The organism is Bradyrhizobium sp. AS23.2, from assembly GCF_001908185.1.
Classification (GTDB): domain Bacteria; phylum Pseudomonadota; class Alphaproteobacteria; order Rhizobiales; family Xanthobacteraceae; genus Bradyrhizobium.
This window is the reverse complement of the sequence record NZ_LGHM01000156.1, coordinates 14,025-38,786: the sequence shown is the minus strand read 5'-3', so window position 1 is coordinate 38,786 and position 24,762 is coordinate 14,025. Positions and strand designations below refer to the sequence as shown.

Genomic DNA, 24,762 nt, shown 5'->3' with positions numbered 1-24,762 from the left:
ATTGTGCAGCAGATTTCGCGGTTGGATGGATTCCGGGTTCGCGCTGCACGCTCCCCGGAATGACAGGAGGAGAGGACATCCCATGCCAGCGATTCTCGGCACCGGCGAGCACCGCTACCGCGTCGTCGACAACTTCGCAAAGCTGCCGGACGGCTGGCAGCTCACCGACGTCGCCTCGGTCGCGGTCGACAGCAAGGACCGCATCTACGTCTTCAACCGTGGCGCCCATCCGATGGTGGTGCTGGACCGCGAGGGCAATTTCCTGCGCAGCTGGGGCGAAGGGCTGTTCTCCCGCGCCCACGGGCTGCACATCGATGCCGACGACAATCTCTACTGCACCGATGACGGCGACCACACGGTGCGCAAATGCACCACCGACGGCAAGGTGCTGCTGACGATCGGCATCCCCGAGAAGCCGGCTCCGTTCATGAGCGGCGCTCCCTTCCATCGCTGCACCCACACCGCGCTGTCGCCGAAGGGCGAGATCTACGTCTCCGACGGCTATGGCAATGCGCGCGTGCACAAATTCACGCCGGACGGCAAGCTGATGAAGAGCTGGGGCGAGCCGGGTACCGATCCCGGCCAGTTCAACATCGTGCACAACGTCGCCACCGACGCCGACGGCTGGGTCTATGTCGCCGACCGCGAGAACCACCGCGTGCAGGTGTTCAATGGCGAGGGCAAGTACGAGACGCAGTGGAACAATCTGCATCGTCCCTGCGCGCTGTGCTGCTGCGGCGGCGGCAACAACCCGACCTTCGTCATCGGCGAGCTCGGCCCCGGCATGGCCGTCAACCGCAAAGTACCCAATCTCGGCCCACGGCTGTCGATCGTGGATGCCAAGGGCAAGCGCATCGCGCGGCTCGGCGGCGAGGAAGGGCCGGGCGTTGCCAGCGGAAAATTCCTGGCGCCGCACGGCATCGCGCTGGATTCAAAGGGCGACATCTATGTCGGCGAGGTCGGCGTCACCGACTGGAAGACCAGCTTTCCGGACGAGGAGATGCCGGCCTTCGTGCGCGGCACGCGGTGTTTGCAGAAGCTGGAGCGGGTGCGGGAGTAATTCTCTTTCGTCATTCCGGGGCGCGCATAGCGCGAGCTATGATGCGCAATTGCGCATCTGAGAATCCATCCATCCCCGGAACATGCCGCCAGATGGATTCCGGGTTCGCGACTTCGTCGCGCCCCGGAATGACAGGCAAGGCTACTCCACCTTGAGCCCCGACGCCTTGATGATCCGGCCACCAGCGGTCCGCATCTTCCTTCTGGTAGGCGCGCAGCGCGTCCGGCGATTGCTGCGCGAGCGCCGAGACCTGGATGCCGAGCTCGGAGAAGCGCTGCTTCACTTGCGGGCTCGCCAGTATCTGCACCATGGCCGCGTTGAGCTTTGCGACGATGTCTTTCGACGTGCCCTTCGGCACCCACAGCCCGTACCAGAGCGAGGCGAAATAGCCGGGGAGCCCCGCTTCATCCGCGGTCGGAATGTCCGGCCAGGACGGCGATCGCGCCTTGCTCGTGACCGCGAAGGACTTGATGCTGCCGGCGCCGACCAACGCCCTGAAGTTCGAGGCCGGCTCGATCATCGCGTCGATCTGGCCGGCGACAAGGTCCTGCATCGCCGGCCCGTTGCCGCGATAAGGCACGAACTGGAATTGCGTGCGGGTCTCCTTCTGGAAGGCGATACCGGCGAGATGGCCGGTGGCGCCGACACCGGCGATGCCGACCGAGGCCTTGTCCGGGTTGGCCTTCAGCCACGCGATCAATTGTTTGAGATCGTCTGCCGGCAAGTCCCTGCGGCCGACGATGAGCAGCGGCTCGCTGCCGATCAGGATGACCGGCTCGACATCGCGCAACAGATCGAACGGCGGCGCATAGAGCCCGCCGGTCAGCGTGTGGGTGGTCGAGGTTCCGATCGACAGCGTATAGCTGTCGGCGGCGGCGCGCACCGCGCGGCCGACGCCGAGCGAGCCGGCCGCACCGCCGACATTCTCGATCACGATCGGCTGCTTTAGCACCGCGTTCAGGCGTTCGCCGAGGAACCGCGCCAGGGTATCGGTGGCGCCGCCCGCCGGGAACGGCACGATCATGGTGACGGGGCGCGCCGGATAGTCCTCGGCCGCAGCACAGCGAATCGGCGCGGCACCAAGCACGGCCGCGAGCAGCACGGCGAGCCAGCCCCGCATGGATTCCCCCCAAATCGCGGCGATTTTGAGCGTTTTGCCACCCCGCCGCCGCATTGCCTGCGCCTGAATAAGTCGCTCAACGGGCTTCACAATCCCGTCACGCTGCATGTAGTATGTCAATACATGCTGCTTCGCAGCGTACATTGGAGGCCGGGAGCGTTACTTGAACGCACATGTCTCGCAAGGCAGTTGGCCGGTGCTGGTCCTGAACGCGGACTTCCGGCCGCTGAGTTACTACCCACTGTCGTTGTGGTCGTGGCAGGACGCGATCAAGGCGGTGTTCCTCGACCGCGTCAATATCGTAGCGCATTACGATCAGGCGGTTCGAAGTCCCACGCTGCAAATGCAGCTGCCGAGCGTCGTCTCGCTCAAATCCTTCGTCAAGCCGTCCACCCATCCTGCCTTCACCCGTTTCAACGTCTTCCTGCGCGATCGTTTCGCCTGCCAATATTGCGGCTCGCCCGAAGACCTCACCTTCGATCACATCATCCCGCGCAGCAAAGGCGGCCAGACCACCTGGGAGAACGTGGTCGCGGCGTGCTCGCCCTGTAACCTGCGCAAGGGCAATCTCACGCCCGCACAGGCAAAAATGTTCCCGCGCCAGAGCGCGTTCGCGCCGACCGTGCACCAGCTCCACCGCAACGGTCGCCTCTTCCCGCCGAACTATCTGCACGACAGCTGGCTGGACTATCTCTACTGGGATACGGAGCTGGATCCGTAGGATCCAAGGACCGGTATGAAGCCTGGCTGCCACCGCGCGCTGTCAGCAGCGATATCGTTTGCGCTTGGCGTTGGGTGGCCCTTTAACGTCCGTGCTCTGGACTGCGCGTCCGCCATCCCGCCCCACTTCGAGTCCGTCGATGCGAGCATCGATCCGGCAAAGAAGGTCGCGGATCTCGAGGCACGTGCCGCCCTCGCCAATCTGAGCCCGATTGTCTTCAGCGCTCGCCTTGCCAAGGAGCGCCTTCTCGGCGGTTTGGAAGCTCAAGCTCCGGTCGAATTGCTGACATTCACGCATGTCAGGATTTTGAGAGGTGTTCTGCCTCGAACCCAGCGCGATGGCAAAGCAATCATTGCATACTATGGATGGTGCGACGCCAGCTGCTCCCCGTGGCGGCGGCAGTGGCGGCCCGGGGCAGTCCTCACAATCGGCATCGAGTCCACCTCAGACAAGGTAACGACCATCGGCGGCGAGACGATTTATCATGGGCGCATCGACGGTCGTTTTGGCCCCTGCGGCGGGGGCATTCTATCGCAGCGCCAGCTGAAGCTCATTGCCGCGCCTGCCGAAGAAATCGCGCGGCTCGAGCGGGAGTATCCGCGCCGTAAAGCTCCGTAGACGTCGGTCGGACGCCTCGCGGACGCTCACACCCCGATCGCATTCCGCGCCACTACGTCGCGATAGGACGCCGCGCTCAGTTTCGGCACCCTCGCCTGCGTTGCGAAGTCGACCCGATAGAGGCCGAGGCGTTTCCCGTAGCCAAAAATCCACTCGAAATTGTCCATCAGGCTCCACAGGAAGTAGCCGCGGATCGGCACGCCCTCGCGTGATCGTGCGCTGCATCTGGGTCAGATAGTTGCGCAGGAACATGATGCGGTCGAGGTCGTAGACCTGGCCGTCGGTGGCGATCTTGTCCTCGGACGAGGTGCCGTTCTCGGCCCATTCCTTATCCTTTCCTTACCGTCCTTTAGTCTATGACGGCAATCTCGGCCGTGATCGACGGGCCGGCCTTCCGGCCCGCCGATCCATCCGGTTCGAGGTCGTCGCCCATGCTCGCCGAAACGCTGGAACAGCTCCATGCCTCGCCGTCAAAGCGAGCAGCCTATGTGCGCTTCGTGCTGGCGGCGCTGACGGTGATCGTCGCCTTCAAGACCTTCTGGTTCGCCCGCTTCGGCGGCTGGGCGGACCGCGAGCTTGCCGACTTCGACGCCTTCCACATCGTCGCGCTGCGCATCTGGCTCGGCGATCTCGACCAGGTCTATCATTTCAAGGCGCTGCTGAAGATGCAGATGGACGCTGCGGGTGGCGCGACCGGCTTCATGCCCTGGACCTATCCGCCGCAATACGGCCTCTTGCTCGCACCGCTCGCATTCCTGCACGTCGGCGTCGGCTATCTCCTCTTCACCACTGCAACGCTCGCGGTCTACCTCGTGACGCTGCGCGCGATTGCCGGCGCAAATTTCGCGCAAGTCCTGGTGATCCTGTTTCCAGCCCTCGCGATCACGATCGGCTGCGGGCAGAACGGCTTTCTCACGGGGCGATGATCGGGCTCGTTTGCCTCAATGTGGAGCGGCGGCAGCTGGTCGCCGGCCTCGCACTTGGCGCCATGGTGATCAAGCCGCACCTTGCGATTGCCGTCAGCCTCTACTTGCTGGCGACGCGCCGCTGGATTGCGCTCGGGACGGCTGCGGCTGTCGTGCTTGCGAGTTCGCTGCTCTGCACGCTCCTGTTCGGATGGCAGATCTGGACCGCATGGCTCGGTGCGATCAGGGAATCGGCGAGCTACCTCGAGCAGGGCTTCTATCCGCTATTCCGCATGATTCGGCCTATGCGGCGCTGTACAAGGCCGGCTTTCCGGCCAGCGCCGCCTTCTGGGGACAGGCGAGCGTTGCCGCGCTCGCCTTGCTCGCCGTCCCGCTCGGCGTGGCACGCGGCGTGTCGCCCGCCTTCGCGTTCGGTATCGCGGCGATGGTATCGGTGATGATCAGCCCGTATGCCTATGATTACGACCTGCCCATGCTCGGGATCGGTCTTGCCCTGACGCTGCCCGATCTCCCCAGGATGGCGCGCCCGGGCGAGCGCAGCGTGATCTACGGGCTGATCCTGCTCGCCGGAGCCTATGGGCTGGTGCAGCCGGCGCGCCTGGCAGTGCAGTCCGGACAGAAGGCCGATCCCAATCAGCATTTTGCACCCGCGCTCGGCGGCTTCGCACTGATCGCGCTGCTGGTCCTGCTGCTGCGACTGCTGTGGCGCGGGACGCAGGCTGTGCCCCGCGGAGTAAGATCTCTACGCCCGCTGCAGGGCCAGCGTCACGCCGCCCAGCGTGAGCGCCATTGCCCCCCATTCACGCACGCCAAGCGGCTCGCCCAGGATGATCGCGGCGGAGATCACGCCGATCACGGGAACGATCAGCATGCCGGTCGAGGCCGAGGTCGGCGGCAGGCGGCGCAGCGTCTCGAACCAGGTGACGTAGCAGACACCCATCGGCACCAGCGTCATGTAGACAAAGCAGCCGAGCCCCACGGGCGTGATCGCCGAGACATTGGGATGCTCGAACAGGATGCCGAGGATCAGCATCGCGGCGCAACCGAGCCCGACCTGCCAGGCGACGACGGCCAGCGGCGGCATCGGCAGCGGCTTGCGGTTGAGCACATTGCCGAGCGCGAACAGGATGGCGCACAGCAGCGCCAGCACAATGCCAAGCAGCTTGTCGGCGCCGAACACAAAACCGTTGCCGCTCAGGAGCAGCGCGACGCCGGCGACGCCGAGGACGAGTCCGAAGACGTCCCGCATGGTCGGCCGCGTCTGCAGCACCGGCCAGGCGAACAGCATTGCCCAGATCGGCATGGTGTAGGCGAGCAGCGCCCCTTCGCTTACGGTCACATATTTCATCGCGACCGTGCCGAGCCCCATCCAGGCAAAGACGTTCGTAAGGGTCGCAAACAACAACCGCGGGATCGCCTCGCGCGGAACGGCGAACGACTCCTTCCGGCTCAGCGCCAGGGTGCCAAGAATGAGCGAGGCGCAGACGCCGGCAAGCCCACGCGCAAACAGCGGGGGCCATTCCTGGAGCAACAGCTTCATCAGCGGCCAGTTCAGCGCCCAGCCGAACGCCGTCACGCAGAGGCAGAGAGAGCCGATCGTCCTGTCGCGCCGCGCCGAATCCATGGATAGCGCTTAGCAGGCGAACGCGGCCTGCTCCACCTCGGCTGGCGCATGCGGGCCATCGCTGAGCAGGGAACCCGAAGCGCCGGCGCCCGTTCAGAGTCGAGGCCGGACGTCTCTCGAATGCGCGTTCTCGCGAGAGCGGTATCCGGCCATACGTAGCCCAAGGGGAGACACGCCATGGCCACAGCCGAGAAGGATCACGTCTACAAGATCCTGGAACTGGTCGGATCGTCCGAGACCTCGATCGACGACGCGATCAAGAACGCCGTCAGCCGCGCTTCCAAGACCGTTCGCGAGATGAAGTGGTTCGAGGTGGTGCAGACGCGCGGCCATATCGAGAACGGCACGGTGCGCCACTACCAGGTGACGCTGCGCGTCGGATTCACACTGGAAGGCTAAGGCCGCTCACCAGGCGTAGCGAACCTGCCCTTGCCGGCGTAGCTGCGGGTGACGTTCGAAAACTCGCCTTCGAAACTCGCCGCCGCAGACCAGCCGTTCAACCAGCGTGGTCAGCACCGAGTGATGGCGTCCGCACTGCACCTCACCGCGGACCGCACCGCCATCACCAAGTTCGACGGCAAGTTCACGCGCACCGCATAGACGTGCGGCGAAACTGGAACGTTGCGCCAGAGCATGATCCGGAAAAGCGCGACCTCTGTTTTTCCGAATAGATCATGCCCAAACAACAACCTAAAGTGCGATGACGATTCGTCCCAATCTCATCGCGCTTTAGAGCTGGTGACCCGCATCTCCGCGATGGCGATGCGATTTCCGCGTCGATTGCGGGCGCAGTCCTCCGACCAATGAGCTTGATCGAACGGTCGTTAAGCTAATCGTAGAGGGCAAGCGCCTTCTCCAACGATGGAGCGGCGGTCCTGGTTGCCGAGGGAGGCATTAAGAACACGAAGGTCAGGATATGGAGAATACAAAAGCCGACCGCGATGATCGACAGCAGCGTGGTCTCGCTCGGCTCCGGAATCTGAATCAAGCTTTTCCGCTGTGATTTCTCACTGATTGACATTGTCAGATCCCTTGAGGCTGGGCGCATCTGAAGCTGCACGCTGATCGGACGTCGTGATGAGATGGGCGTATTGTCGAAGGATGCGATTGGCCTGTAGCCGCCGCGAGCAATGCAAGGCTTCGAGCAAGAATATCGAAAAGCTTCTCCGTTGCGGGTGACGATCGGAATCTGCTTGAGGCGCAGCGAGTCCGGTCAAAACGACGCCCGTGTCATCGGCAGAACTCCACGATTAAAATCGTAGAGAGGCACATGTGATGCATGATCATACGGGGCCTCCCGGGCTCCTCGCCCACGCCGACGATACCATTCCGGTGAGTGCGACGTCGTGCCGAGCGTCTCAACCTGCATTGATGTTTTTGAATTAGCCCGTCGCCTCACCTGCCCTGGACCGAGGCGAAATGCTGGCGCAACATCGCGGTTCACCATGCATAGCGGACGCCGCCTTTACCCGAGTAGGACCGCGTAACGTTCGAAAACTCGCCTTCGAAACTCGCCGCCGCAGACCAGCCGTTCAACCAGTTCATCTCCACGGACGCCGTTGTGAGCGCGGAGTCGCGGGCCTGCGCCGCGCCATTGACGACGAAGCTTGCGCCCGGTAGCGCCTGAAAGGTGGTGGCGATCGATCGATCCGGATTGAAATCATGCGCCCAGGCCAGGCGGCCACGCAGTGTCAGCACGCCGTCCTGCATGGCGAAGGATTTGTCTGAGCGCAGGCCGAGCTCGGTGCGGGTGTCCGTGACGCTCTTCGCGGCATAGCTCAGGGCGAACGCGGCCGAGCCGGAGACGGCCTGCTCGGCATAGGCCGGCAGATCAATCGTCGTGAACTGCGCCGCACCATAAGGTGTGATGCCGATCCCGCCGATCCACGGTGAGACGAACCGATAGCCGCCCTCGATACGACCGGAATACGCATTGGTGTCGAACGCGGCGCGCAGACGGTCGGTGCCGGCGATCGTCACCGTGCGATCGGTGGTGACGTTCTGCCAGCCATAGGCGAGCGCGGCGGAGATATACGACGGACCGTTCGCGTGGCGCAGATAGGCGCCGGCCTGGAACAGGTCGGAGCGGCCGGAGCCAAGACCGTTCACGCCGAAGCTGGTGCCGCCACCGGCGAGCGCGAAGCCGAGCAGCGTGGTCGGCGAAAGCCGATAATCAGCACCGACCGCGGTGCCGGCGATGCGGCTGGTCGCATTGTTCGAGCCGGTGGCCGCATTGCCGTCTGTCGTCTGCGAACCGCCAAAACCCGCGGCCCACACGCTCCAGCGCTGTACTGTCTGCGGCGGCGCCTTGCTGACCATCGCAAACGCGTCGGTGCGCTTGCGTGCGGCGTAGGCGCTGGCCTGATCCTCCTCGGTAAAACCGACCGCGCCGTTCGCCGCACCTGGCCCGCCGTCCCGCTGCGCGATGGGATCGGTAAGCAGGCCCACGAACTGGCCCATAGCGCTAAACGTGGTCTGCTGCGTGCCAGTTGCCTCTTCGCCGGAAGCTTGCGTCAGCCCGGCCGGCGTCAGCGCGGCGTAGACCGCGGCGATACCGCCATTGGCGTTGAAAAAGTTCGTTACTGCGCCAGCAACGCTCTGCTGGTTGCCGTTGAGGCCGGACGGAAGCGCAAAGCTCAGGGCGACATTGAGATAGACGTTGTTGGCGTCGTAGCTCAGGCCCGCGCTCTTAATGCTGCTCGGCAGGCCGGTTGTGACAAGTGAGCCGAACGAGCCGTTGATCCCGGCACTCGCGGTCAGGATGGTGTAGCGTTTCGAAATGTAGCTGCCGCTCGCGAACACTGCGTCCACCGTGGCACCGCCCAGCGTCGCCGCGCCGCTGACGGACGCGAACGAGGCGGTCGAAGGATTGACCTGGACCAGATAGACCGCGCCGGACTGTAGTGCGAGGCTGCCGCTGACCGCAATCGAGGACCCCGCTGTGCCGTTGCCCGGCGCAAAGATGGCGCCGTTGTTGACGACCATCGCGCCGACCGTGCCGCTGCCGCTGAGCGCCGCGCCGGCCTGGACGGTTATCAGACTGGATGACGCGATCGATCCGTCCACCTGCAGCGTGCCGCCGCTGACGGCGGTCGCACCGGTATAGGTGTTGCTGCCAGAGAGCAGCAACAGGCCGGTGCCGGTCTTGGTCAGCGTGAGCGATCCCGTGCCATCACGGATCGTCCCCGAAAACATCGTCGAGGTATTGTCGCCGCCGCTAGTCAGCGTCGCCGCGCCGCCGCTGTTGGTGACAGTGCCGGCGCCGGCAAGCGAGCCGATCGCATTTGAGAAGCCGGCGAGATCGAGCACGGCGCCACTAGCGATCGTGACTGCCGAGTTGCTGCCGAACGCACTGGTCGAGCCGGCCTGCAGGGTGCCGGCATCCACGACGGTAGGGCCGGTATAGGTGTTGGCACCGGCGAGGATCAGCGTTCCGGCATAGCCGCTCGCTTTATTAACGACGACGTCGCCCGAGCCAGAGAGCACGCCGGTCAGGTTGACCGTGCTGCCGGTGAGCACGTTGTAGATGGGATCGCCAGTCGCGGCGATGTTGTTGGCAATCGTGTAGCTGCCGTTGAACGTTACGGTGACGCCAATCGTGCCGCCATTGAGCGTCAACGTACCGGAACCGAGCGCCTGCGCATTGCCGACGACGAGTGTCGAGCCCTCGTTGACGGTCGTGCCGCCGCTATAGGTGTTCGCTGCGGAGAGCGTCAGCGCACCCGCGCCGCTCTTGGTGATCGAGCTCTGCCCGCCTGTGCCGCCAAAGCCGTCCGCGGCGCTGCTGCCGCCGGAGCCGTTCTGGTCGGCGATGACATCGGAGAGGATGAAGTTGCCGGCGCCGAAGGCCAAAGCCGAGCCCTGCACGAAAAAGCCCGAGCCGAAGGCGGAGCCAGTGTTGGCGCCTGAACCACCCGTCGCAGTGTTGCCCGTGACGCTGCCGCTGCCGTTGATGGTCAGCGTGCCGCCCTTGGCGACAAAGACGGCGCCGCCCATGGCGGCGCCACCGCCGCCTGCGGCCGAGCCGCCATCGCCGGCGCCGAATCCGGCTTGGCCTGCGGTGGGACCAGATCCACCGCCACCGCCGAAGCCACCATGGCCGCCCACGGCGCTCGCAGACCCGTATCCGGCGGCGCCACCACCGCCACCGAATCCGCCGCTCCCGCCGGTCCCGCCAAATCCGCTGCCGCCAATCCCGCCGCCGCCGCCGCCAAAACCACCGGAGCCTCCGGGAACGTAGCCGATCGCGCCGCTGCCGCCGCCGCCGAAGCCGCCCGCTGCGCCGACCCCAACGTTTGGGTCCACGCCAGGTCCACCGCCTCCCCCGCCGAAGCCCCCGGCTCCGCCCAGGGTACCGTTGCCCGACTGGCCGCCGAATCCCCCGCCGCCGCCTGAACCGCTTGGCATGGCGTTGCTGCTGGTTCCCCCACCGCCGCCGCCCTGGGCGCCACCGCTTGTTCCCGTACCGTTTCCGCCGGGCTTGCCTGTCAGACCGCTGATCCCGAGATGGCCGTCCTGCCCATTGCTGTCGGGGCCACCGCCGGCGCCGGTATAACCTCCGCCACCCCCGGCGAACGGATATCCATTGCCACCGGCACCAAAAATGCCTCCGCCTCCCGAGGCGCCATTGCCATACCCGCCGCCTCCGGCGCCGAACAATCCACCACCGCCGCCGCCATTGAGACCGTTCGGATTTGTCGCGCCTCCAGCACCGCCGAGGCCGCCGCCGCCACCGCTCGTTCCGGCCGCACCGGCGCCGCCGACGGCGCTGTTGTTGTTGAACGAGACGCCGGTCAGGGTGACGTTTGCCGATTGGTTGACGAACAGCGCACCACCCGCCCCCATCCCGCCGGCGCCGCCATCTCCACCAGCCCCGCCCCGCGCGACGGCGTTGGCAAGGGTCAGGTTGTTGATGGCGACGTTCTGGGTCTGCGCGACGATCGAGCCCGCGACGACCGCGCTGGTCTGCGTCGCATGGTCGACGCCGATAAAGAAGATACGCTGCGTGCCGCCGCCGCTGATCGTGTTGCCGTTGCCATTGATCGTCACCGAATTGAAGATCGGCGACAGCGCGCCGGACAGGGTGACACTAGTCTCGATATTGATGGTCACCGGCGACGACTGCGCGTTGGCATAGGCGAGTGCATAGCTCAACGTGCCGGCCGCGCCGGTCGTCCCGGTTGCCGAAGTCCCTGGATCGCTTGCAATCGTGACTGTGCAGGTATTGCCCGCACATTGGGCAAACGCCACGTCCGCGCACGTCAAACTGGCAATTGCAAATCCGATTGCAGCAAGCCAGACGGCATGAACGCGCGTCCGGCGGCTCGACTTCATTCCCATCAGCATTTCAAACCCACTCCGCGCCGGGCACACGCACTGGCTTCGCGGCCTGGCGCGTCCTACGCCCGGCATCGAGCACCGAAGCGGACCATAGCCGCGCACCTGTCCGGACGATGTGCCGGGAGTCTCAGCCGCGGATTCATGTCGGCACTGATGCAATTGCGTCACAACCAGAACGTACGCCTTGCCACCTAATGCAGTTGCTCCGCATTGGCCGAGTGGTTAGATACGTGCGTCGAAATCGGTGCTGCGTTTGGCCTTCGTCCGTGCAGCCGGTGTTATCGAGAGTTGGCGTGGACGGAGCAGTCGCGAACGAGGGCATGCCGGCGGATAGCGGCGAGCGCGGATCGGGCGCGCTGGCGCAGTTGCGCGCAGCAACCGCCGACATCTGCGACGTCATTGCACTGACCGCCGAAGACGATTTCCACATCACCACCGCGACGATGATGGCCGGCAACGCGTTGCTGGTCGATTCGCGCGCCACCGATCTGGAATACGACCGGACACCCGCGCACATCGCGCGCGGCGGCATCGATCATTATCAGATCACCCTCTGCGTCGAAGGCGAGATGAGGTTCAGCTCGGGACGGCGCGAGGTGACGCTGCGGCCCGGTGACATCGTTCTCCTCGACATGGCACAGCCGAACCGGACCGTGCTGCGCGCCAGTGGCGGCCGCACCCATCTGACCGCGATCATACTGCAACGCGCCATGCTGGCGCCGCGACTCGCGCATCCGGACTCGGCGACGGCAACCTTCTTACCGTCGGACCACCCGCATGCACGTCTGCTCGCCAGCCATTTCGCGGCGCTTGGACTGCCAGCGGAGCGCGAGGCCGGCAACGTGGAGATCACGATCGAGGCCATCGCCGATCTCATGGCTGCGGCCGCCGGCGGGACGGCCGACATTACGGCCGGCGTCGAACGGGCCGAGCGGCAGCTCTATCTCGCGATGATTAAGCGCCACATCGCGAACAATCTCGAGACCCACGCAATCACCGTGGAAGAGCTTTGCCACCACTTCCAGATTTCGCGCGCAACGCTCTATCGGCTGTTCGAGGCCGATGGCGGGCTTGCACACTACGTGCGAGAGCAGCGACTCAATCTCGCATTCCGACGGCTGATATCGCCGGCCGCGCAGGACGATCGCCTGATCGATCTCGCCGTCGGCATGCGTTTCAGCAGCGATTCCACCTTCATTCGCGCATTCCGCCGCAAATTCGGCGTGACGCCTGGCGAGTTGAGGGAGATGGCCGACGACTGGCTCCGCGAGACCGGAGCGGTCCCTGCCATCGACACGGTGCTGCATCAACTGGCCCGACGCCACACATCGCAGCCGTGATGGATGTCGGCGCGGCATCGGGGTTTGTCGCTCGCGTTCCGACCGGATATGACTCTGATCACGCCCGAATGTTTCGGTCAGGCTGAGAGCCTTATCATGACCGACCAGATCAAGCTTGTCCTCTTCGACATGGACAATGTCCTCTGCGACTACGACAGGGGAAGGCGGGTCGCATGCCTGGCGGAGCTTGCGGGGTCCACCAGCGAATTTGTCTACAAGGCGATCTGGGAGTCCGGGTTCGAATTTCTCGGCGACTCCGGCGCTCTCGGTGCCCAGGCCTATTTGCGCGGTTTTGGGGAACGCATCGGCTATTCCCTGTCGCTGGATGAGTGGGTCGAGGCGCGGCGGTGTTCGATGAAGGCCGACCTCGCGATGCTGGAGGTTGCCGGTCATCTCCGCGGATCGGTCGATATTGCGGTCCTGACCAACAACACCACGCTGGTCTCCGACCACATCGACACCCTGCTGCCGGAATTGCGACCGCTGTTCGGCAGCAGAATTTACACCTCGGCACAGTTCAAGGCGACGAAGCCCGATCCGATCTGCTACCGCCTCTGCGTGTCGGAGCTCAAGGCTAAGCCCGAGACCGTCCTCTTTGTCGACGACCTCGAAGCAAATGTCGCCGGCGCACGGGAAGCCGGTCTCCGCGCGCATCACCACACGTCGGTAGAGACGTTCAAGCAAGCCCTTTCTGGCTACGGCCTGCTTGAAGGGTACTGAACGAGTTCGACGTCAGGCGAGATCGACGCCGCGCCGCTCCGGGATCAGGGTAAGCAGCGCCACGATGTCGATGAGGTAGAGCAGCGCAAGCCCTGCGATCGCGGTCGGAAAGCCGTAGGCTGCGCTCACGATGCCGACCACCAGCGGGCCGAAGCCGGCAACCGCCCGACCGATGTTGAAGAACACGTTCTGCGCGGTGGCGCGCGCCGCGGTTGGATAAAGCTCGCTCATCAGCGCGCCGTAACCACCGAGCATGCCGTTGACGAAGAAACCCATCACGGCTCCGCCGATCAACAATGCAATTGCAGTCGTCAGCTGCGAATAAACCACCACCATGATGGCCGCGCCCAGCATGTAGGTCAGGAACGCAGGACGGCGGCCGAAGCGATCGGCCACATGGCCGAACAGGAAGATCCCGAGCGCCATGCCGGCGATGGTGACGGCGGTCCACAGCGCCGATTGTGTCAGGCCATAACCGAACCGCGTCGAGAGATAATTCGGCAGCCAGATCATGATGCCGTAGTAGCCGAAATTCTGCACCGAGCAGAGGATGATCATTCCGATGCCGATCCTGGTCGTCTCCGCATCAGCCACGAGTGCACGAAGTGACGAGCCGGCATTCGCCGTTCTTGCCTTGTGCGCGATGAAGACGTCCGGCTCGTGCAGCTTGCGCCGGATCACATAGGCGACCACCGCCGGAAACACGCCGAGCGCGAACATCCCGCGCCAGCCGATGATCGGCAGCAGGATCGGCGTCACCAGCGCCGCAGTGAGAACGCCGAACTGCCAGCCGAGCCCGACATAGGACGTCGCCCGCGCGCGCTTGCTCGCAGGCCAGGCCTCGGCCACCAGCGCCATGCCGATGCCGAATTCGCCGCCGAGACCGATGCCGGCGATGACCCGGTAGGTCAGCAAATCCCAATAGCCCTGCGCGAGCGCGCAGAGTCCGGTAAAGACCGCGAACAGGACAATGCTCCAGGTCAGAACTCGCACGCGGCCAAGCCGGTCCGACAGCATACCGAAGATGAGGCCGCCAACGACCGCTCCGACCAGCGTCCCCGTCACGAGCGAGGCCGCCTTCGGCTGCGTGAGATGAAGGTCCTTCGAAATCGCCGTCAGCATGAAGCCGAGAATGAGAAGGTCGAAGCCATCCATGGCGTAACCGAGCGCCGATCCCCACAGCGCCCGGCGTGCTTCCGCGTCGCGATCCCCCGTGCGGGCCACCGGTGTTTCGGCCCCGCCGAGAATGACATCCTGTACCTGGCTCATGGCCCCCCCTTCGCCAACCGATCCCTCAACCGATCCTTTGGGATCGCGCCCAGACTACCCGCGCACCGTACACCTCAGGCGAGATGACACGCCACGAAATGGCCGCCTGCTCCTTCTTTCAGCTCTGGCGCGACTTCCGCGCAGCGCGGCTGGGCGATCGGGCAGCGGGTGTGGAAGGGGCAGCCTGACGGTGGCTTCATCGGGCTCGGCACGTCGCCTTTGAGCCTGATGCGCTCACGCTTGAGCTTGGGATCTGGGACCGGCACCGCGGACAAGAGCGCCCTGGTGTAGGGATGCTGCGGGTTGCGGTAGAGGTCGTTGGCTTTCGCCAGTTCGACGATGCGGCCGAGATACATCACCGCGACGCGGTCGGAGATGTGCTCGACCACCGAAAGATCATGCGCGACGAAAAGATAGGTCAGGTTCAGCTCGGCCTGGAGGTCTTCGAGCAGGTTAATGACCTGCGCCTGGATCGACACGTCGAGCGCGGAGACCGGCTCGTCGCAGACGATCAACTTCGGCTCGACCGCGAGTGCACGCGCGATCACGATGCGCTGGCGCTGGCCGCCGGAGAACTCATGCGGATAGCGCCGCATATGCTCGGCCTTGAGACCGACCTTGACCAAGAGGCCCGCGACTCGCTCCTCGCGCTCCCTGGCGGAGGATGCGAGATTGTGGATGGTGAAGGCCTCGCCGAGGATTGCGCCGACCGTCATGCGCGGATTGAGCGAGGCGAACGGGTCCTGGAACACCAGCTGCATGTTCCGCCGCATCGCGCGCAGATCGTTGCCGCCGAGGCTACGTACGTCCTGGCCGTCGAACACGACCTCGCCGTCGGTCGGCTCGATCAGGCGCAGCACGCAGCGCCCGGTCGTCGACTTGCCGCAGCCGGACTCGCCGACGAGGCCGAGCGTCTCACCGCGGTTGACCGAGAATGACACGCCGTCGACCGCATAGACGCAGCCGACCTGGCGCGACAACAGGCCGCCGAGCACGGGGAAATGTTTCTTCAAGCCGCTGACGCGCAGCAGGGGTTCGCTCATGACGCGCCTCCCAACTGTGTATCTCCCAGGTGACACGCCATGCGGTGGCCGGGCGCGATCTCGCGCAGCAGCGGCTCCTTCGCGGTGCAGACGCTCATGGCGAACTTGCAGCGCGGCGCGAAGCGGCAGCCGACCGGCGGATTGATCAGGATCGGCACCGAGCCGCCGATCGCCTCGAGCCGCGTCTTGTGCTCGCTGTCGAGATCGATGCGCGGGATCGAGCGGATCAGTCCTTGGGTATAGGGATGACGGGGATCGCCGAAGAGATCGTCGACGGGCGCCTCCTCCACGACCTTGCCGGCATACATCACGACGACGCGCTGTGCGGTCTCCGCGACGACACCCATGGCATGGGTGATCAACATCACCGCCATGCCGAAGCGTTCCTTCATGTCCTGCAGGAGGTCGAGGATCTGCGCCTGGATGGTGACGTCGAGCGCGGTGGTCGGCTCGTCGGCGATGATCAGCTTCGGCTTGCAGGCCAGCGCCATCGCGATCATCACGCGCTGGCGCATGCCGCCGGAGAACTGGTGCGGATAGTTGTGCACGCGCCCTTCTGCGTTGGGTATCTGCACCAGCTTCAGCATCTCGATGGTGCGCTCGAGCGCCTGCTTCTTCGTCACCGCTTCATGCCGGCGCAGGCTCTCGGAGATCTGCTCGCCGACGGTGAGCACCGGATTGAGCGAGGTCATCGGCTCCTGGAAGATGAAGCCGATTTCCTTGGCGCGGATCTCGTCGAGTTGATTGCTCGTCAGCGGCACGAGATCGCGCCCCTCGAAGATGATCTGGCCCGCCACAATGCGGCCGGGCGGCATCGCGATCAGCTTCAGGATCGACATAGCGGTCACGGTCTTGCCGCAGCCGGATTCGCCGACGACGCAGAGCGTCTCGCCTCTGTTGATGGAAATGTCGACGCCGTCGACGGCCTGGAGGATGCCATCGTCGGTGGAGAAGTGGGTTTTCAGGCCCTTGATTTCGAGCAGCGGCGCCATCAGATCACCCGTCGCGCATCGAGCGCGTCACGCAGGCCGTCGCCAATGAAATTGATGGCGACCACCGCGATGAAGATCGCGCCGCCCGGAAACAGCGCCCAGTGCGGGCCGATGTCGAGAAAATCCTTGGCGTCGTACAGCAGCCGGCCCCAGGTCGGGGTATCAGGCGGAAAGCCCAGGCCCAGGAACGACAGCGTCGATTCCGCGATGATGGCGGCGGCGACGTCGATGGTGCCGGCGATAATCACCGGACCGAGCGCGTTAGGCAGGATGTGGCGCACCACCTGCCGCACCGGACTTGCTCCCAGTGCGCGCGCGGCTTCGACGAACTCCTTTTCGCGGATCGAGAGGAACTGTGCACGCACGAGGCGCGCGACCGGCATCCAGCGCAAGCCTCCGATCACGAGCACGATCAGGATGAAGATGCCGCCCTCGGGGCCGAACATCTGCTTCAGCCCGTCGCGGAAGAGATAGATCAGAAGCAGCAACAGCGGCAGTTGCGGCAGCGACAGGAACAGATCGGTGAGCCACATCAGGCCGTGCCCGAGCGCGCCCCGAGACATCCCGGCGAGCGCACCTATCAGCGTGCCGACGAACACCGAGACCAGCATCGCGGCGAGCCCGACCGCGAGCGAGATGCGCCCGCCATAGATCATGCGCGCCAGAATGTCCTGGCCGAGGTCGTCGGTGCCGAAGGGATGGGCGAGCGAGGGCCCCTGGAGGCCCGCGACGATATCGATGTCGTTGATCTTCACGCGCCACACGAAGGGGCCGATCGCCACGGCCAGCACCAGGATAAGGAGCAGGAAGGCGCTGACCACGGCGAGCTTGTGGCGGCTGTAGCGCCGCCACGTCTCGCGCCAGGGCGAGTACGCGCGCCGCTTAGCGGAGGGAGATGCGAGGGTCAAGCCAGCCATAAAGGACGTCCGCGATGAGATTGAACAGCACCACGAGGCACGCGAAGACGAAGGTAACGGCCATCACCACCGGCGTGTCGTTGGAAAGGATGGAGGAAATCAGCAGCGAGCCGATTCCGGGGATGCGGAAGATCTGCTCGGTGACGATGGCGCCGCCGAACACCGCGGGAATCTGCAGCGCGATCAGCGTAACGACCGGGATCATGGCGTTGCGCATGACGTGCTTGACGATGACCGTGGCCTGCCCGAGGCCCTTGGCGCGCGCCGTGGTGACATAGTCGAGGCGGATCACGTCCAGCATCGCCGAGCGCACGAAGCGCGTCATCGACGCCGCCTGGAACAGGCCGAGCACAGCCACCGGCATGATCGCCTGCCGGATCATCTCGAGTACCCAGCGGATGCCGGTCGCCTTGATGTCGGTCGAGTAGACGAAAGGCAGCCAGTCCAGCGTGACCGAGAAGATCAGGATGAACAAGAGACCAGTGAAGAAGGTCGGCAGCGAGAAGCCGATGAAGGCGAACGTGTTCGCGATCTGGTCGAACAGCGAATAGGGCTTTGTGGCCGCATAAACGCCGACGGGGATTGCAATCAAGAGCGCCAGGATTTGCGCCGAGCCGATCACGTAGAGCGTCGCCGGCAGGCGCTGGAGGATCAGCGTGTCGACATCCATCCGGCTGACGAAGGAGAAACCCCAGTCGCCGTGCAGCATGGCGTTGAGCCAGTGCAGGTAACGAAGGTAGATCGGATCATCGAGGCCGAACTTGGCCCGAAGTGCGGCCTGCACTTCGGGCGGGACGTTCGGGTTCGTCGCCAGTTCCGAGAAGGGATCGCCGGGCGCGAGCGCCAGCACGACAAACAACACGACCGAGATTCCGAGCAGGCTCGGAATCGCGATCAGGAGGCGGCGCAGAACATACTTACTCATGAAAGAAAGACCCCGCCTAGGCGTGCGTGATCATTCCTCCCTGTACCAATCGTGCAGATTGTCGGTTTCGTTGGCCCAGCCGCTGATGATCGGACGCAGATTGTTGGCCGCTGCTTCCACCTTCAACCGATGCTGCACCGGGATGAACACGGTGTCCTGGAACATGAGATCGTTGGCCTTAATATAGTACGCCGCGCGCTTGACCGGGTCCATTTCGCTTTCGGCGGCTTCGATCGCGGCGTCATAGTCCTTGTTGACCCAGCGCGGGAAGTTCGTGCCCTGCCACTTGTTCTCCTTCGTGGCGACGTTGATCGACAGATAGCGGCGCATATGCTGCGACGGATCCGGCTGGCTCAGCGGGATCTGGAACATCTCGATATCGGCGTAGAAATGCGCATAGGTGTCGGGATTTGCGACGTCGGAGGAGAAGAACACGGACGCCACCACCGACTTCAGCTCGACGTCGATGCCGGCCTTCTGGCAAGCTTGCTTGACGATCGCCTGGGTCTTCTGACGCGGGCCGTTGATCGAGGTCTGGTAGACGATCTTCAGCTTCTTGCCGTCCTTCTCGCGGATGCCGTCCGCGCCCGGCTTCCAGCCGGCGTCGTCCAGGATCTTTGAGGCCTTCTCGACGCTGAACTCCCAGCTCGTGTTCTTGGACACGAATTTTTCCGGACCATTGAGGAAGTTGGCGGTGGTGCGGCCGGCACGGCCGTAGATCGCCTTCTTCACCGACTCACGATCGACCAGCATCGACAGCGCCTTGCGCACCGCGGGATCGGAGAACAGGGGATGCTTGGTCTTCATCGACGAGCGCTCGCCGTCGACCTCGGTGTTGGGATCGGTGAAGTTGAGCGCGATGAACTCGGTGTCACCGCCCACGGCATAGACGGTCTTGCCCTTGCCGCCCTTCTCCAGGCGCAAGAGGACGTCGTCCTCGACCTGGATGTTCCAGCCGAAATCATATTCGCCGGTCTGGATCACGGCACGCGCGGCCGAAACGGCGTCGCCGCCGCCCTTCATCTCGACCGTATCGAAATAAGGCCGGTTCGGCATGTGGTAATCGGGATTGAGCTGGCCGCGGACGAGATCGCCCGGCTTGAACTCGACGAACTTGTAGGGGCCGGTGCCGACCGGCGAGAGGTTGGTCGGCGCTTCCCGCGATTTGGACCCCTTGTAGTCCGCGAACAGATGTTTGGGGATGATGGTGTTGGGAGCGCCAACGAAGGCGTCAGCCCAGAACGGCGTCGGCTTGTTGAAGAGGATGCGGACCGTGAGATCATCCACCTTCTCGACCGTGATCTCGCGATACGTCGCGATCGTCAGCGCGGAGGTCGCGGGATCCTTGGCATATTCCCAGTTGAACACGACGTCGTCGGCGGTGAACGGCTTGCCATCATGCCATTTGACGCCCGGTTTCAGTTTCCAGGTTACCGACTTGCCATCGGCGGCCAGGCCGCCGTTCTGGATCGAGGGGATCTCCGCCGCCAGCACCAGCTTCATGTTGCCGTCGGGATCCCAACAGGCGAGCGGTTCATAGAACAGGCGCGAGCCATCCTGATCCTTGGTGCCGGTCGCGAAATGAGGATTGAGCAGGGTCGGGCCCTGCCACCACAACAGCCTCAGCGCACCGCCGCCGCCGCGCTTGGTCGGCTTGTAGACCTGGGGACCTTCGGCCATGGCGATGCCACCGAGCGCGAGGATCTGGTTGGCGAGGGGAGCGGTGAGGCCGACCGCGGCCATGCGCTTGATGAAGGCGCGGCGATCCATCCGCCCGTCCTTCACCTTGCCGATCATCGAACGCAATTCTTTATCCAGCATCGTTGTCCCCCGTTGGTTCCCGTATGGATGCAGGCAGCCGCGAGGCGACCACCGGGTTTTTCTCTGGCGGTAGATGGCACACCGAATAGGCCGCGCGTCAACTGCGACCGTGTGTGTGCCAACGGTGTTCTGGCTGTCGGTTGGGCAAAACCGTGTTCCGCAGCTCAAGCGTTCGGCAATCCGGCGCTAAAACGCGCCGAAATCCGCGCTGCACTGCGGAAAATTTGTTCGCCGTATCAGACGAAGTATCGAGACGAAATTCTACGCCACGGACATGTCGAGCGGCGGCGCGACGTGGTCCGGCAGCGGGCAGACATAAGGTGTCTTGGCCGTCCGCTTCTCGAGGTCAGCCTTGGCAGCCTTGATCAGCTCCGGATCGGTCAACGCCTTGATGCCGATACCGGCCATCGCCTTGGCCGCCTGCACCATGGCCTTGTGGGCGTGTGCGCTCTTGCCCTGCGCCACCACCTGCCAGGTGTGGAAGGGCGTGCCGATCGCAACCGTAGGTGCATGAACCTGCACGGTCGGCACCACCCAGCTCACGTCGCCGACGTCGGTCGAGCCGACCAGCGGGTTGCGCTTGGCATCGAGCGGCACCAGGAAGTCGGCCAGCGGACGATCGGTCGGCTCCATGCCGATCGCGTAATAGACCGATGCAATGTCCTTGTCGCTCAGCGTCGCGCGGATCTGGGTGGCAAAGCCCTTGTCCGCGTCGTCGAAATGCGGCGGTCCGAGCTCTTCCATGACCCGGTGCAGCGCCTGCTCCAGCGGCGTATTCGGCAGGATGTTGGAGACCGCGGAGATGATCTTCATCTCGACCTTGGTCTCGGTCATCAGCGCGGCGCCCTCCGCGATCTTGCTCACGCGTCCGACCAGTTCGGTCATGCCGGGCAGATCGCGGGCACGGATCGAGTAACGCACGCGCGCATGCGCCTGCACCACATTGGGGGCGATGCCGCCGGTGTCGAGCAGCGCGTAGTGCACGCGCGCATCGCTCGGCATGTGCTCGCGCATGTAGTTCACGCCGACATTCATCAGCTCCACCGCATCGAGCGCGGAGCGGCCGAGATGGGGCGAGGCCGCGGCATGCGAGGTGCGGCCGGTGAAGATGAAGTCCGCGCGTGTATTGGCGAGCGACGGTGTCACCGCGACTTCCCAGAAGCTGTGCGGATGCCAGGTGATGGCGATGTCGGCATCTTCGAACGCACCGGAGCGTACCATGAAGGCCTTGGCCGCGCCGCCTTCTTCGGCAGGGCAGCCGTAATAGCGGACGCGGCCCGGCACCTTGTTCTCGGCGAGCCAGTCCTTCACCGCGGTCGCGGCGAGGAGTGCGGCAGAGCCGAGCAGATTGTGACCGCAGCCATGGCCATGGCCGCCGGTCTCGATCGGCCGGTGCTCGGCGACGCCGGCCTCCTGGCTGAGGCCCGGCAGCGCGTCATACTCACCCATGAAGGCGATGACCGGTCCGCCCTCGCCCCACTCGCCCATCAGCGCGGTCGGAATGCCGGCGACGTTCTCGGTGATGCGGAAACCCTGATGACGCAACTCGGCGAGATGCTCGGCGGCGGACCACGCCTCGGTGTAGCACACCTCCGGCATACCCCAGACCTTGTCGCTGAGATCGATGAAACGCGCCTTGATCGTGTCGACGCCACGCCAGATGTCGCTGCGGTTATCCATTGCTTCGGTCCGTGATCTCTTGGCCAAACGAAGCGGCAATGGTTAGCAGCTTCATTGCAAGCCGCCTAGCACCTCGCCGGACACCAGCCATGCGGCCGGGCCGGATTGGGCCGCCGCCAACGACTTTAGACGGACAGTTCCTGTCATCTTTGGAGATCGGCGTCACAACATCTGGAATAGTTGCGGTCAAGGCTTTCAAGACGGCCTAGCCGGGCTTAAATTGCGCATGCTTCGCGCACCCTCATGGCGACGAAGGACGCTCGCAGATCAGGAGAACTCCATGCCCGCTCTGACCGAATGGAGAGTGCCGCCGGCCAACCAGCCGCGCGCGAGCGATTACGGTTTCGATCTCGACCGCGCGCTCGCCTCCGTCGTCGGCCTGCACGCCATCATCCCGCCGGACGCCTTCAGCGCCGAGACGCTCGGCACCGAACGCGCTGGCAACGGCGTCGTGATCGACAACGGGCTGGTGCTCACCATCGGCTATCTCATCACCGAGGCGGAATCGGTGTGGCTGCACCTCGCCGACGGACGCGTCGTCGAAGGCCATGCGCTCGGGTTCGATTCCGTCACCGGCTTCGGCCTGGTGCAGGCGCTCGGCCAGCTCGACGTCGAACCCTTGCCGCTCGGCAACTCGGCGGAGGCCCGGATCGGCGACCGCGTCGTGGTCGGTGGCGCCGGCGGGCGCACGCGCTCGGTTGCGAGCCAGATCGTGGCCAAGCAGGAGTTCGCCGGCTACTGGGAATACCTCCTCGACGAAGCCGTCTTCACCTATCCCGCGCATCCGAACTGGGGCGGCACGGGCTTGCTCAACGAGCACGGCGAATTGATCGGCATCGGCTCGCTCCAGCTCGAGCGCGAACGTGACGGCAAGGCCGAGCATGTCAACATGATCGTGCCGATCGATCTGTTGAAGCCGGTCCTCGACGATCTGCGCAGGTTCGGCCGCGTCAACAAGCCGGCGCGGCCCTGGCTCGGACTCTATTCGACCGAGATCGACAATCGCGTCGTGGTGATCGGAATCTCCGCCAACGGTCCGGCCGCGCGCGCCGAGCTCAAGACCGGCGACGTCATCCTCGCCGTCGACGGCGAGAAGGTCACGAGCCAGATCGGCTTCTACAAGAAGATGTGGGCGCTCGGCGCGGCCGGCGTCGACGTGCCCCTCACCGTGCATCATGAAGGTGTCACCTTCGACGTCACGGTGACCTCGATCGACCGCTTCAAGCTGCTCAAGGCGCCGAAGCTGCATTGATCCAAAGCTTGAGGAAGCAGCAATGAGCGAGGCCGTGGTCGACGACATCGTGGCCGTGCTGCCGCCGCTGCTCGATGCGCTGGAAGCGCTCGGCTTCTTCCAGCGGCATTTGCATCCGCCGGCCTTTGCGTCGGTGATGAACGCAATTGGCGCGCCAGACAAGGCGCTGCAGGGGGCCCACGCAGCGATTGGAAGGTGGCCCGAGCAGTTCGCAGGAGTGCGCGAGCGGCTCGATCGCGCCTGCGACGAGACGCTCGCCGCCTTTGCCGGCATCCGCGACGTCGAGCGCGGCAATGGTGATCTCGTCGCCGTCTTCCGCGCACTGCGTCACGTCCCTCGCGCGCTGGAGGCGCTTTATCCGCTGGCGGTGCGGTTTCCGCCGGTGAGCAGCTTCTTCCTCAACGCCGCAAGGCGCGCGGATGAATCGCTGCTGGCGAGCCTGGAAGGAGGCACTCGCGAACACACCGGCATCTTCCACGACCACAACGAACCCGGCAGCCGCGGCGGCTTCTCGATCTACGTGCCCGAATACTACTCGCCCGATCGCGCCATGCCCCTGGTGATGGCGCTGCACGGCGGCAGCGGCAACGGCCGCGGCTTCCTTTGGAGCTGGCTGCGCGATGCGCGCAGCCTCGGCGCAATCCTGGTGGCGCCGACCGCGACCGGCCCGACCTGGGCGCTGACGGGCGACGACAGTGACACACCCAATCTCATGCGCATTCTCGAGACCGTGCGTAGCCGCTGGACCATCGATGGTTCGCGCATGCTGCTGACCGGCATGAGCGACGGCGGAACCTTCAGCTACGTCACCGGGCTCGACGGCGCCTCGCCTTTCACCCATCTTGCGCCGGTGTCGGCAACCTTTCATCCGCTGATGGCGGAGATGGCGGACGCCACGCGCCTGCAGGGCCTGCCGATCTTCGTCACCCACGGCAAGCTCGATTGGATGTTTCCGGTGCAGACCGCACGCCAGACCCAGGCCGCGCTGTCGGCCGCCGGCGCCGACGTCACCTATCGCGAGATCGATGATCTCAGCCACACTTACCCCCGCGAGATCAACGCGGAGCTGCTGGCGTGGCTGAATGGGACCTGAACGGGCCGTCCTGACCTGCGCCGGACTGCCGCGGAACCATCATTTCGGCTCGACGTTATCCGCCGTCACCGGAGGTTCGCCATGAAGACTTTTTTCGGAATGATTCTGGGCGCGCTGCTGCTCGTGTGCGGCGTGTACGTCTATGACTCCATGCAGACCTCGTCGGTCGGCAATGGCGAGGTTGCGACCACCAATCGCACCATCGTGAACTGGGATGTCGCGAAGGCCGATTGGGATGCGTTGCGCGATCGCGCGCACAAGGACTGGGTTCGCATCTCGTCGAAGTAATTTCGATTGACCC

The 24,762-nt window shown here is 64.7% G+C and carries 22 protein-coding genes and 2 pseudogenes; 11 read left to right on the top strand and 13 right to left on the bottom strand.

Features of this window, described 5'->3' with window-relative positions:
* Positions 1-82 precede the first annotated feature (82 nt).
* The gene (locus AC630_RS31220; RefSeq protein WP_074122302.1) at positions 83-1,060 is read left to right on the top strand and encodes a peptidyl-alpha-hydroxyglycine alpha-amidating lyase family protein; all 978 of its coding nucleotides are present in this window, start codon (positions 83-85) and stop codon (positions 1,058-1,060) included.
* Between the two features lie 10 nt (positions 1,061-1,070).
* Here the strand turns inward: AC630_RS31220 and AC630_RS31215 are convergent, their stop codons facing one another.
* Positions 1,071-2,180 (bottom strand): Bug family tripartite tricarboxylate transporter substrate binding protein, encoded by a 1,110-nt coding sequence (locus tag AC630_RS31215; protein WP_349539599.1) that lies wholly within the window; start codon positions 2,178-2,180, stop codon positions 1,071-1,073.
* A 163-nt stretch (positions 2,181-2,343) separates the two neighbouring features.
* Here AC630_RS31215 and AC630_RS31210 point away from each other — a divergent pair, with 163 nt between their 5' ends.
* Together AC630_RS31210 and AC630_RS31205 are read left to right on the top strand one after the other, a co-directional pair.
* The gene (locus tag AC630_RS31210; RefSeq protein ID WP_074122301.1) at positions 2,344-2,901 is read left to right on the top strand and encodes an HNH endonuclease; all 558 of its coding nucleotides are present in this window, start codon (positions 2,344-2,346) and stop codon (positions 2,899-2,901) included.
* 15 nt (positions 2,902-2,916) lie between these two features.
* Positions 2,917-3,519, top strand: coding sequence for a hypothetical protein (locus AC630_RS31205; protein WP_074122300.1), 603 nt, complete (start codon positions 2,917-2,919; stop codon positions 3,517-3,519).
* A 26-nt stretch (positions 3,520-3,545) separates the two neighbouring features.
* On the opposite strand, the pseudogene AC630_RS31200 reads toward AC630_RS31205, so the two are convergent.
* Positions 3,546-3,840 (bottom strand): annotated as a pseudogene (locus tag AC630_RS31200) (family 1 glycosylhydrolase); the annotation flags it as partial.
* A gap of 110 nt (positions 3,841-3,950) precedes the next feature.
* Between AC630_RS31200 and AC630_RS47910 the strand changes: the two are divergent.
* Together AC630_RS47910 and AC630_RS47310 are read left to right on the top strand one after the other, a co-directional pair.
* On the top strand, positions 3,951-4,445 hold the full coding sequence (locus AC630_RS47910) for a glycosyltransferase family 87 protein (RefSeq protein ID WP_283808465.1): 495 nt from the start codon (positions 3,951-3,953) through the stop codon (positions 4,443-4,445).
* Positions 4,442-4,882: a glycosyltransferase family 87 protein gene (locus AC630_RS47310; RefSeq protein ID WP_283808464.1), complete on the top strand. Its 441-nt coding sequence runs from the start codon at positions 4,442-4,444 to the stop codon at positions 4,880-4,882. Before AC630_RS47910 ends, AC630_RS47310 begins: the two co-directional genes overlap by 4 nt.
* A gap of 305 nt (positions 4,883-5,187) precedes the next feature.
* Here the strand turns inward: AC630_RS47310 and AC630_RS31190 are convergent, their stop codons facing one another.
* A complete protein-coding gene (locus AC630_RS31190) occupies positions 5,188-6,069 on the bottom strand; it encodes a DMT family transporter (protein ID WP_074122322.1) in 882 nt (293 codons plus the stop codon).
* Positions 6,070-6,246: 177 nt separating this feature from the next.
* Between AC630_RS31190 and AC630_RS31185 the strand changes: the two genes are divergently transcribed.
* Positions 6,247-6,468 carry a dodecin gene (locus AC630_RS31185; RefSeq protein WP_074122299.1) on the top strand — a complete coding sequence of 74 codons (222 nt, stop codon included), beginning with the start codon at positions 6,247-6,249 and terminating at the stop codon, positions 6,466-6,468.
* A gap of 6 nt (positions 6,469-6,474) precedes the next feature.
* On the opposite strand, the pseudogene AC630_RS48465 reads toward AC630_RS31185, so the two are convergent.
* The 3 genes and pseudogenes from AC630_RS48465 to AC630_RS43010 all read right to left on the bottom strand — a co-directional run.
* Positions 6,475-6,572 (bottom strand): annotated as a pseudogene (locus AC630_RS48465) (autotransporter outer membrane beta-barrel domain-containing protein); the annotation flags it as partial.
* Between the two features lie 326 nt (positions 6,573-6,898).
* Positions 6,899-7,057 carry a hypothetical protein gene (locus AC630_RS45755; RefSeq protein WP_167561313.1) on the bottom strand — a complete coding sequence of 53 codons (159 nt, stop codon included), beginning with the start codon at positions 7,055-7,057 and terminating at the stop codon, positions 6,899-6,901.
* A 452-nt stretch (positions 7,058-7,509) separates the two neighbouring features.
* Entirely contained in the window at positions 7,510-11,319 is a 3,810-nt protein-coding gene (locus AC630_RS43010) for an autotransporter outer membrane beta-barrel domain-containing protein (RefSeq protein ID WP_245330571.1), read from the bottom strand.
* A 383-nt stretch (positions 11,320-11,702) separates the two neighbouring features.
* On the opposite strand from AC630_RS43010, the gene AC630_RS31155 reads away from it, so the two are divergent.
* Entirely contained in the window at positions 11,703-12,749 is a 1,047-nt protein-coding gene (locus AC630_RS31155) for a helix-turn-helix domain-containing protein (RefSeq protein WP_245330570.1), read from the top strand.
* A gap of 96 nt (positions 12,750-12,845) precedes the next feature.
* Positions 12,846-13,469 carry an HAD family hydrolase gene (locus AC630_RS31150; RefSeq protein WP_074122320.1) on the top strand — a complete coding sequence of 208 codons (624 nt, stop codon included), beginning with the start codon at positions 12,846-12,848 and terminating at the stop codon, positions 13,467-13,469.
* A 12-nt stretch (positions 13,470-13,481) separates the two neighbouring features.
* Here the strand turns inward: AC630_RS31150 and AC630_RS31145 are convergent, their stop codons facing one another.
* The 7 genes from AC630_RS31145 to AC630_RS31115 form a co-directional block, all read right to left on the bottom strand.
* Entirely contained in the window at positions 13,482-14,738 is a 1,257-nt protein-coding gene (locus AC630_RS31145; RefSeq protein WP_083636453.1) for an MFS transporter, read from the bottom strand.
* A gap of 74 nt (positions 14,739-14,812) precedes the next feature.
* On the bottom strand, positions 14,813-15,781 hold the full coding sequence (locus AC630_RS31140) for an ABC transporter ATP-binding protein (protein WP_074122297.1): 969 nt from the start codon (positions 15,779-15,781) through the stop codon (positions 14,813-14,815).
* On the bottom strand, positions 15,778-16,773 hold the full coding sequence (locus AC630_RS31135; protein ID WP_074122296.1) for an ABC transporter ATP-binding protein: 996 nt from the start codon (positions 16,771-16,773) through the stop codon (positions 15,778-15,780). Before AC630_RS31135 ends, AC630_RS31140 begins: the two co-directional genes overlap by 4 nt.
* A complete protein-coding gene (locus AC630_RS31130; RefSeq protein WP_074122295.1) occupies positions 16,773-17,690 on the bottom strand; it encodes an ABC transporter permease in 918 nt (305 codons plus the stop codon). Before AC630_RS31130 ends, AC630_RS31135 begins: the two co-directional genes overlap by 1 nt.
* Entirely contained in the window at positions 17,656-18,615 is a 960-nt protein-coding gene (locus tag AC630_RS31125) for an ABC transporter permease (RefSeq protein WP_074122294.1), read from the bottom strand. Before AC630_RS31125 ends, AC630_RS31130 begins: the two co-directional genes overlap by 35 nt.
* A gap of 30 nt (positions 18,616-18,645) precedes the next feature.
* Complete coding sequence (locus AC630_RS31120; RefSeq protein ID WP_074122293.1) at positions 18,646-20,436, bottom strand: peptide ABC transporter substrate-binding protein; 1,791 nt, start codon at positions 20,434-20,436, stop codon at positions 18,646-18,648.
* Between the two features lie 261 nt (positions 20,437-20,697).
* Positions 20,698-22,116 carry a M20 family metallopeptidase gene (locus AC630_RS31115; protein WP_074122292.1) on the bottom strand — a complete coding sequence of 473 codons (1,419 nt, stop codon included), beginning with the start codon at positions 22,114-22,116 and terminating at the stop codon, positions 20,698-20,700.
* A gap of 280 nt (positions 22,117-22,396) precedes the next feature.
* Here AC630_RS31115 and AC630_RS31110 point away from each other — a divergent pair, with 280 nt between their 5' ends.
* The 3 genes from AC630_RS31110 (at position 22,397) to AC630_RS31100 (ending at position 24,749) form a co-directional block, all read left to right on the top strand.
* A complete protein-coding gene (locus AC630_RS31110; protein WP_074122291.1) occupies positions 22,397-23,368 on the top strand; it encodes a S1C family serine protease in 972 nt (323 codons plus the stop codon).
* A gap of 22 nt (positions 23,369-23,390) precedes the next feature.
* Positions 23,391-24,461 carry a carboxylesterase family protein gene (locus tag AC630_RS31105; protein ID WP_074122290.1) on the top strand — a complete coding sequence of 357 codons (1,071 nt, stop codon included), beginning with the start codon at positions 23,391-23,393 and terminating at the stop codon, positions 24,459-24,461.
* 81 nt (positions 24,462-24,542) lie between these two features.
* On the top strand, positions 24,543-24,749 hold the full coding sequence (locus AC630_RS31100; RefSeq protein ID WP_074122289.1) for a hypothetical protein: 207 nt from the start codon (positions 24,543-24,545) through the stop codon (positions 24,747-24,749).
* The last annotated feature ends 13 nt before the right edge of the window (positions 24,750-24,762 follow it).

Coding starts and splice junctions, on each gene's coding strand:
- AC630_RS31220 (WP_074122302.1), top strand. CDS start 83: ATGCCAGCGATTCTCGGCACCGGCGAGCACCGCTACCGCGTCGTCGAC.
- AC630_RS31215 (WP_349539599.1), bottom strand. CDS start 2,180: ATGCGGGGCTGGCTCGCCGTGCTGCTCGCGGCCGTGCTTGGTGCCGCG.
- AC630_RS31205 (WP_074122300.1), top strand. CDS start 2,917: ATGAAGCCTGGCTGCCACCGCGCGCTGTCAGCAGCGATATCGTTTGCG.
- AC630_RS47910 (WP_283808465.1), top strand. CDS start 3,951: ATGCTCGCCGAAACGCTGGAACAGCTCCATGCCTCGCCGTCAAAGCGA.
- AC630_RS47310 (WP_283808464.1), top strand. CDS start 4,442: ATGATCGGGCTCGTTTGCCTCAATGTGGAGCGGCGGCAGCTGGTCGCC.
- AC630_RS31190 (WP_074122322.1), bottom strand. CDS start 6,069: ATGGATTCGGCGCGGCGCGACAGGACGATCGGCTCTCTCTGCCTCTGC.
- AC630_RS31185 (WP_074122299.1), top strand. CDS start 6,247: ATGGCCACAGCCGAGAAGGATCACGTCTACAAGATCCTGGAACTGGTC.
- AC630_RS31150 (WP_074122320.1), top strand. CDS start 12,846: ATGACCGACCAGATCAAGCTTGTCCTCTTCGACATGGACAATGTCCTC.
- AC630_RS31145 (WP_083636453.1), bottom strand. CDS start 14,738: ATGAGCCAGGTACAGGATGTCATTCTCGGCGGGGCCGAAACACCGGTG.
- AC630_RS31140 (WP_074122297.1), bottom strand. CDS start 15,781: ATGAGCGAACCCCTGCTGCGCGTCAGCGGCTTGAAGAAACATTTCCCC.
- AC630_RS31135 (WP_074122296.1), bottom strand. CDS start 16,773: ATGGCGCCGCTGCTCGAAATCAAGGGCCTGAAAACCCACTTCTCCACC.
- AC630_RS31130 (WP_074122295.1), bottom strand. CDS start 17,690: ATGGCTGGCTTGACCCTCGCATCTCCCTCCGCTAAGCGGCGCGCGTAC.
- AC630_RS31125 (WP_074122294.1), bottom strand. CDS start 18,615: ATGAGTAAGTATGTTCTGCGCCGCCTCCTGATCGCGATTCCGAGCCTG.
- AC630_RS31120 (WP_074122293.1), bottom strand. CDS start 20,436: ATGCTGGATAAAGAATTGCGTTCGATGATCGGCAAGGTGAAGGACGGG.
- AC630_RS31115 (WP_074122292.1), bottom strand. CDS start 22,116: ATGGATAACCGCAGCGACATCTGGCGTGGCGTCGACACGATCAAGGCG.
- AC630_RS31110 (WP_074122291.1), top strand. CDS start 22,397: ATGCCCGCTCTGACCGAATGGAGAGTGCCGCCGGCCAACCAGCCGCGC.
- AC630_RS31105 (WP_074122290.1), top strand. CDS start 23,391: ATGAGCGAGGCCGTGGTCGACGACATCGTGGCCGTGCTGCCGCCGCTG.
- AC630_RS31100 (WP_074122289.1), top strand. CDS start 24,543: ATGAAGACTTTTTTCGGAATGATTCTGGGCGCGCTGCTGCTCGTGTGC.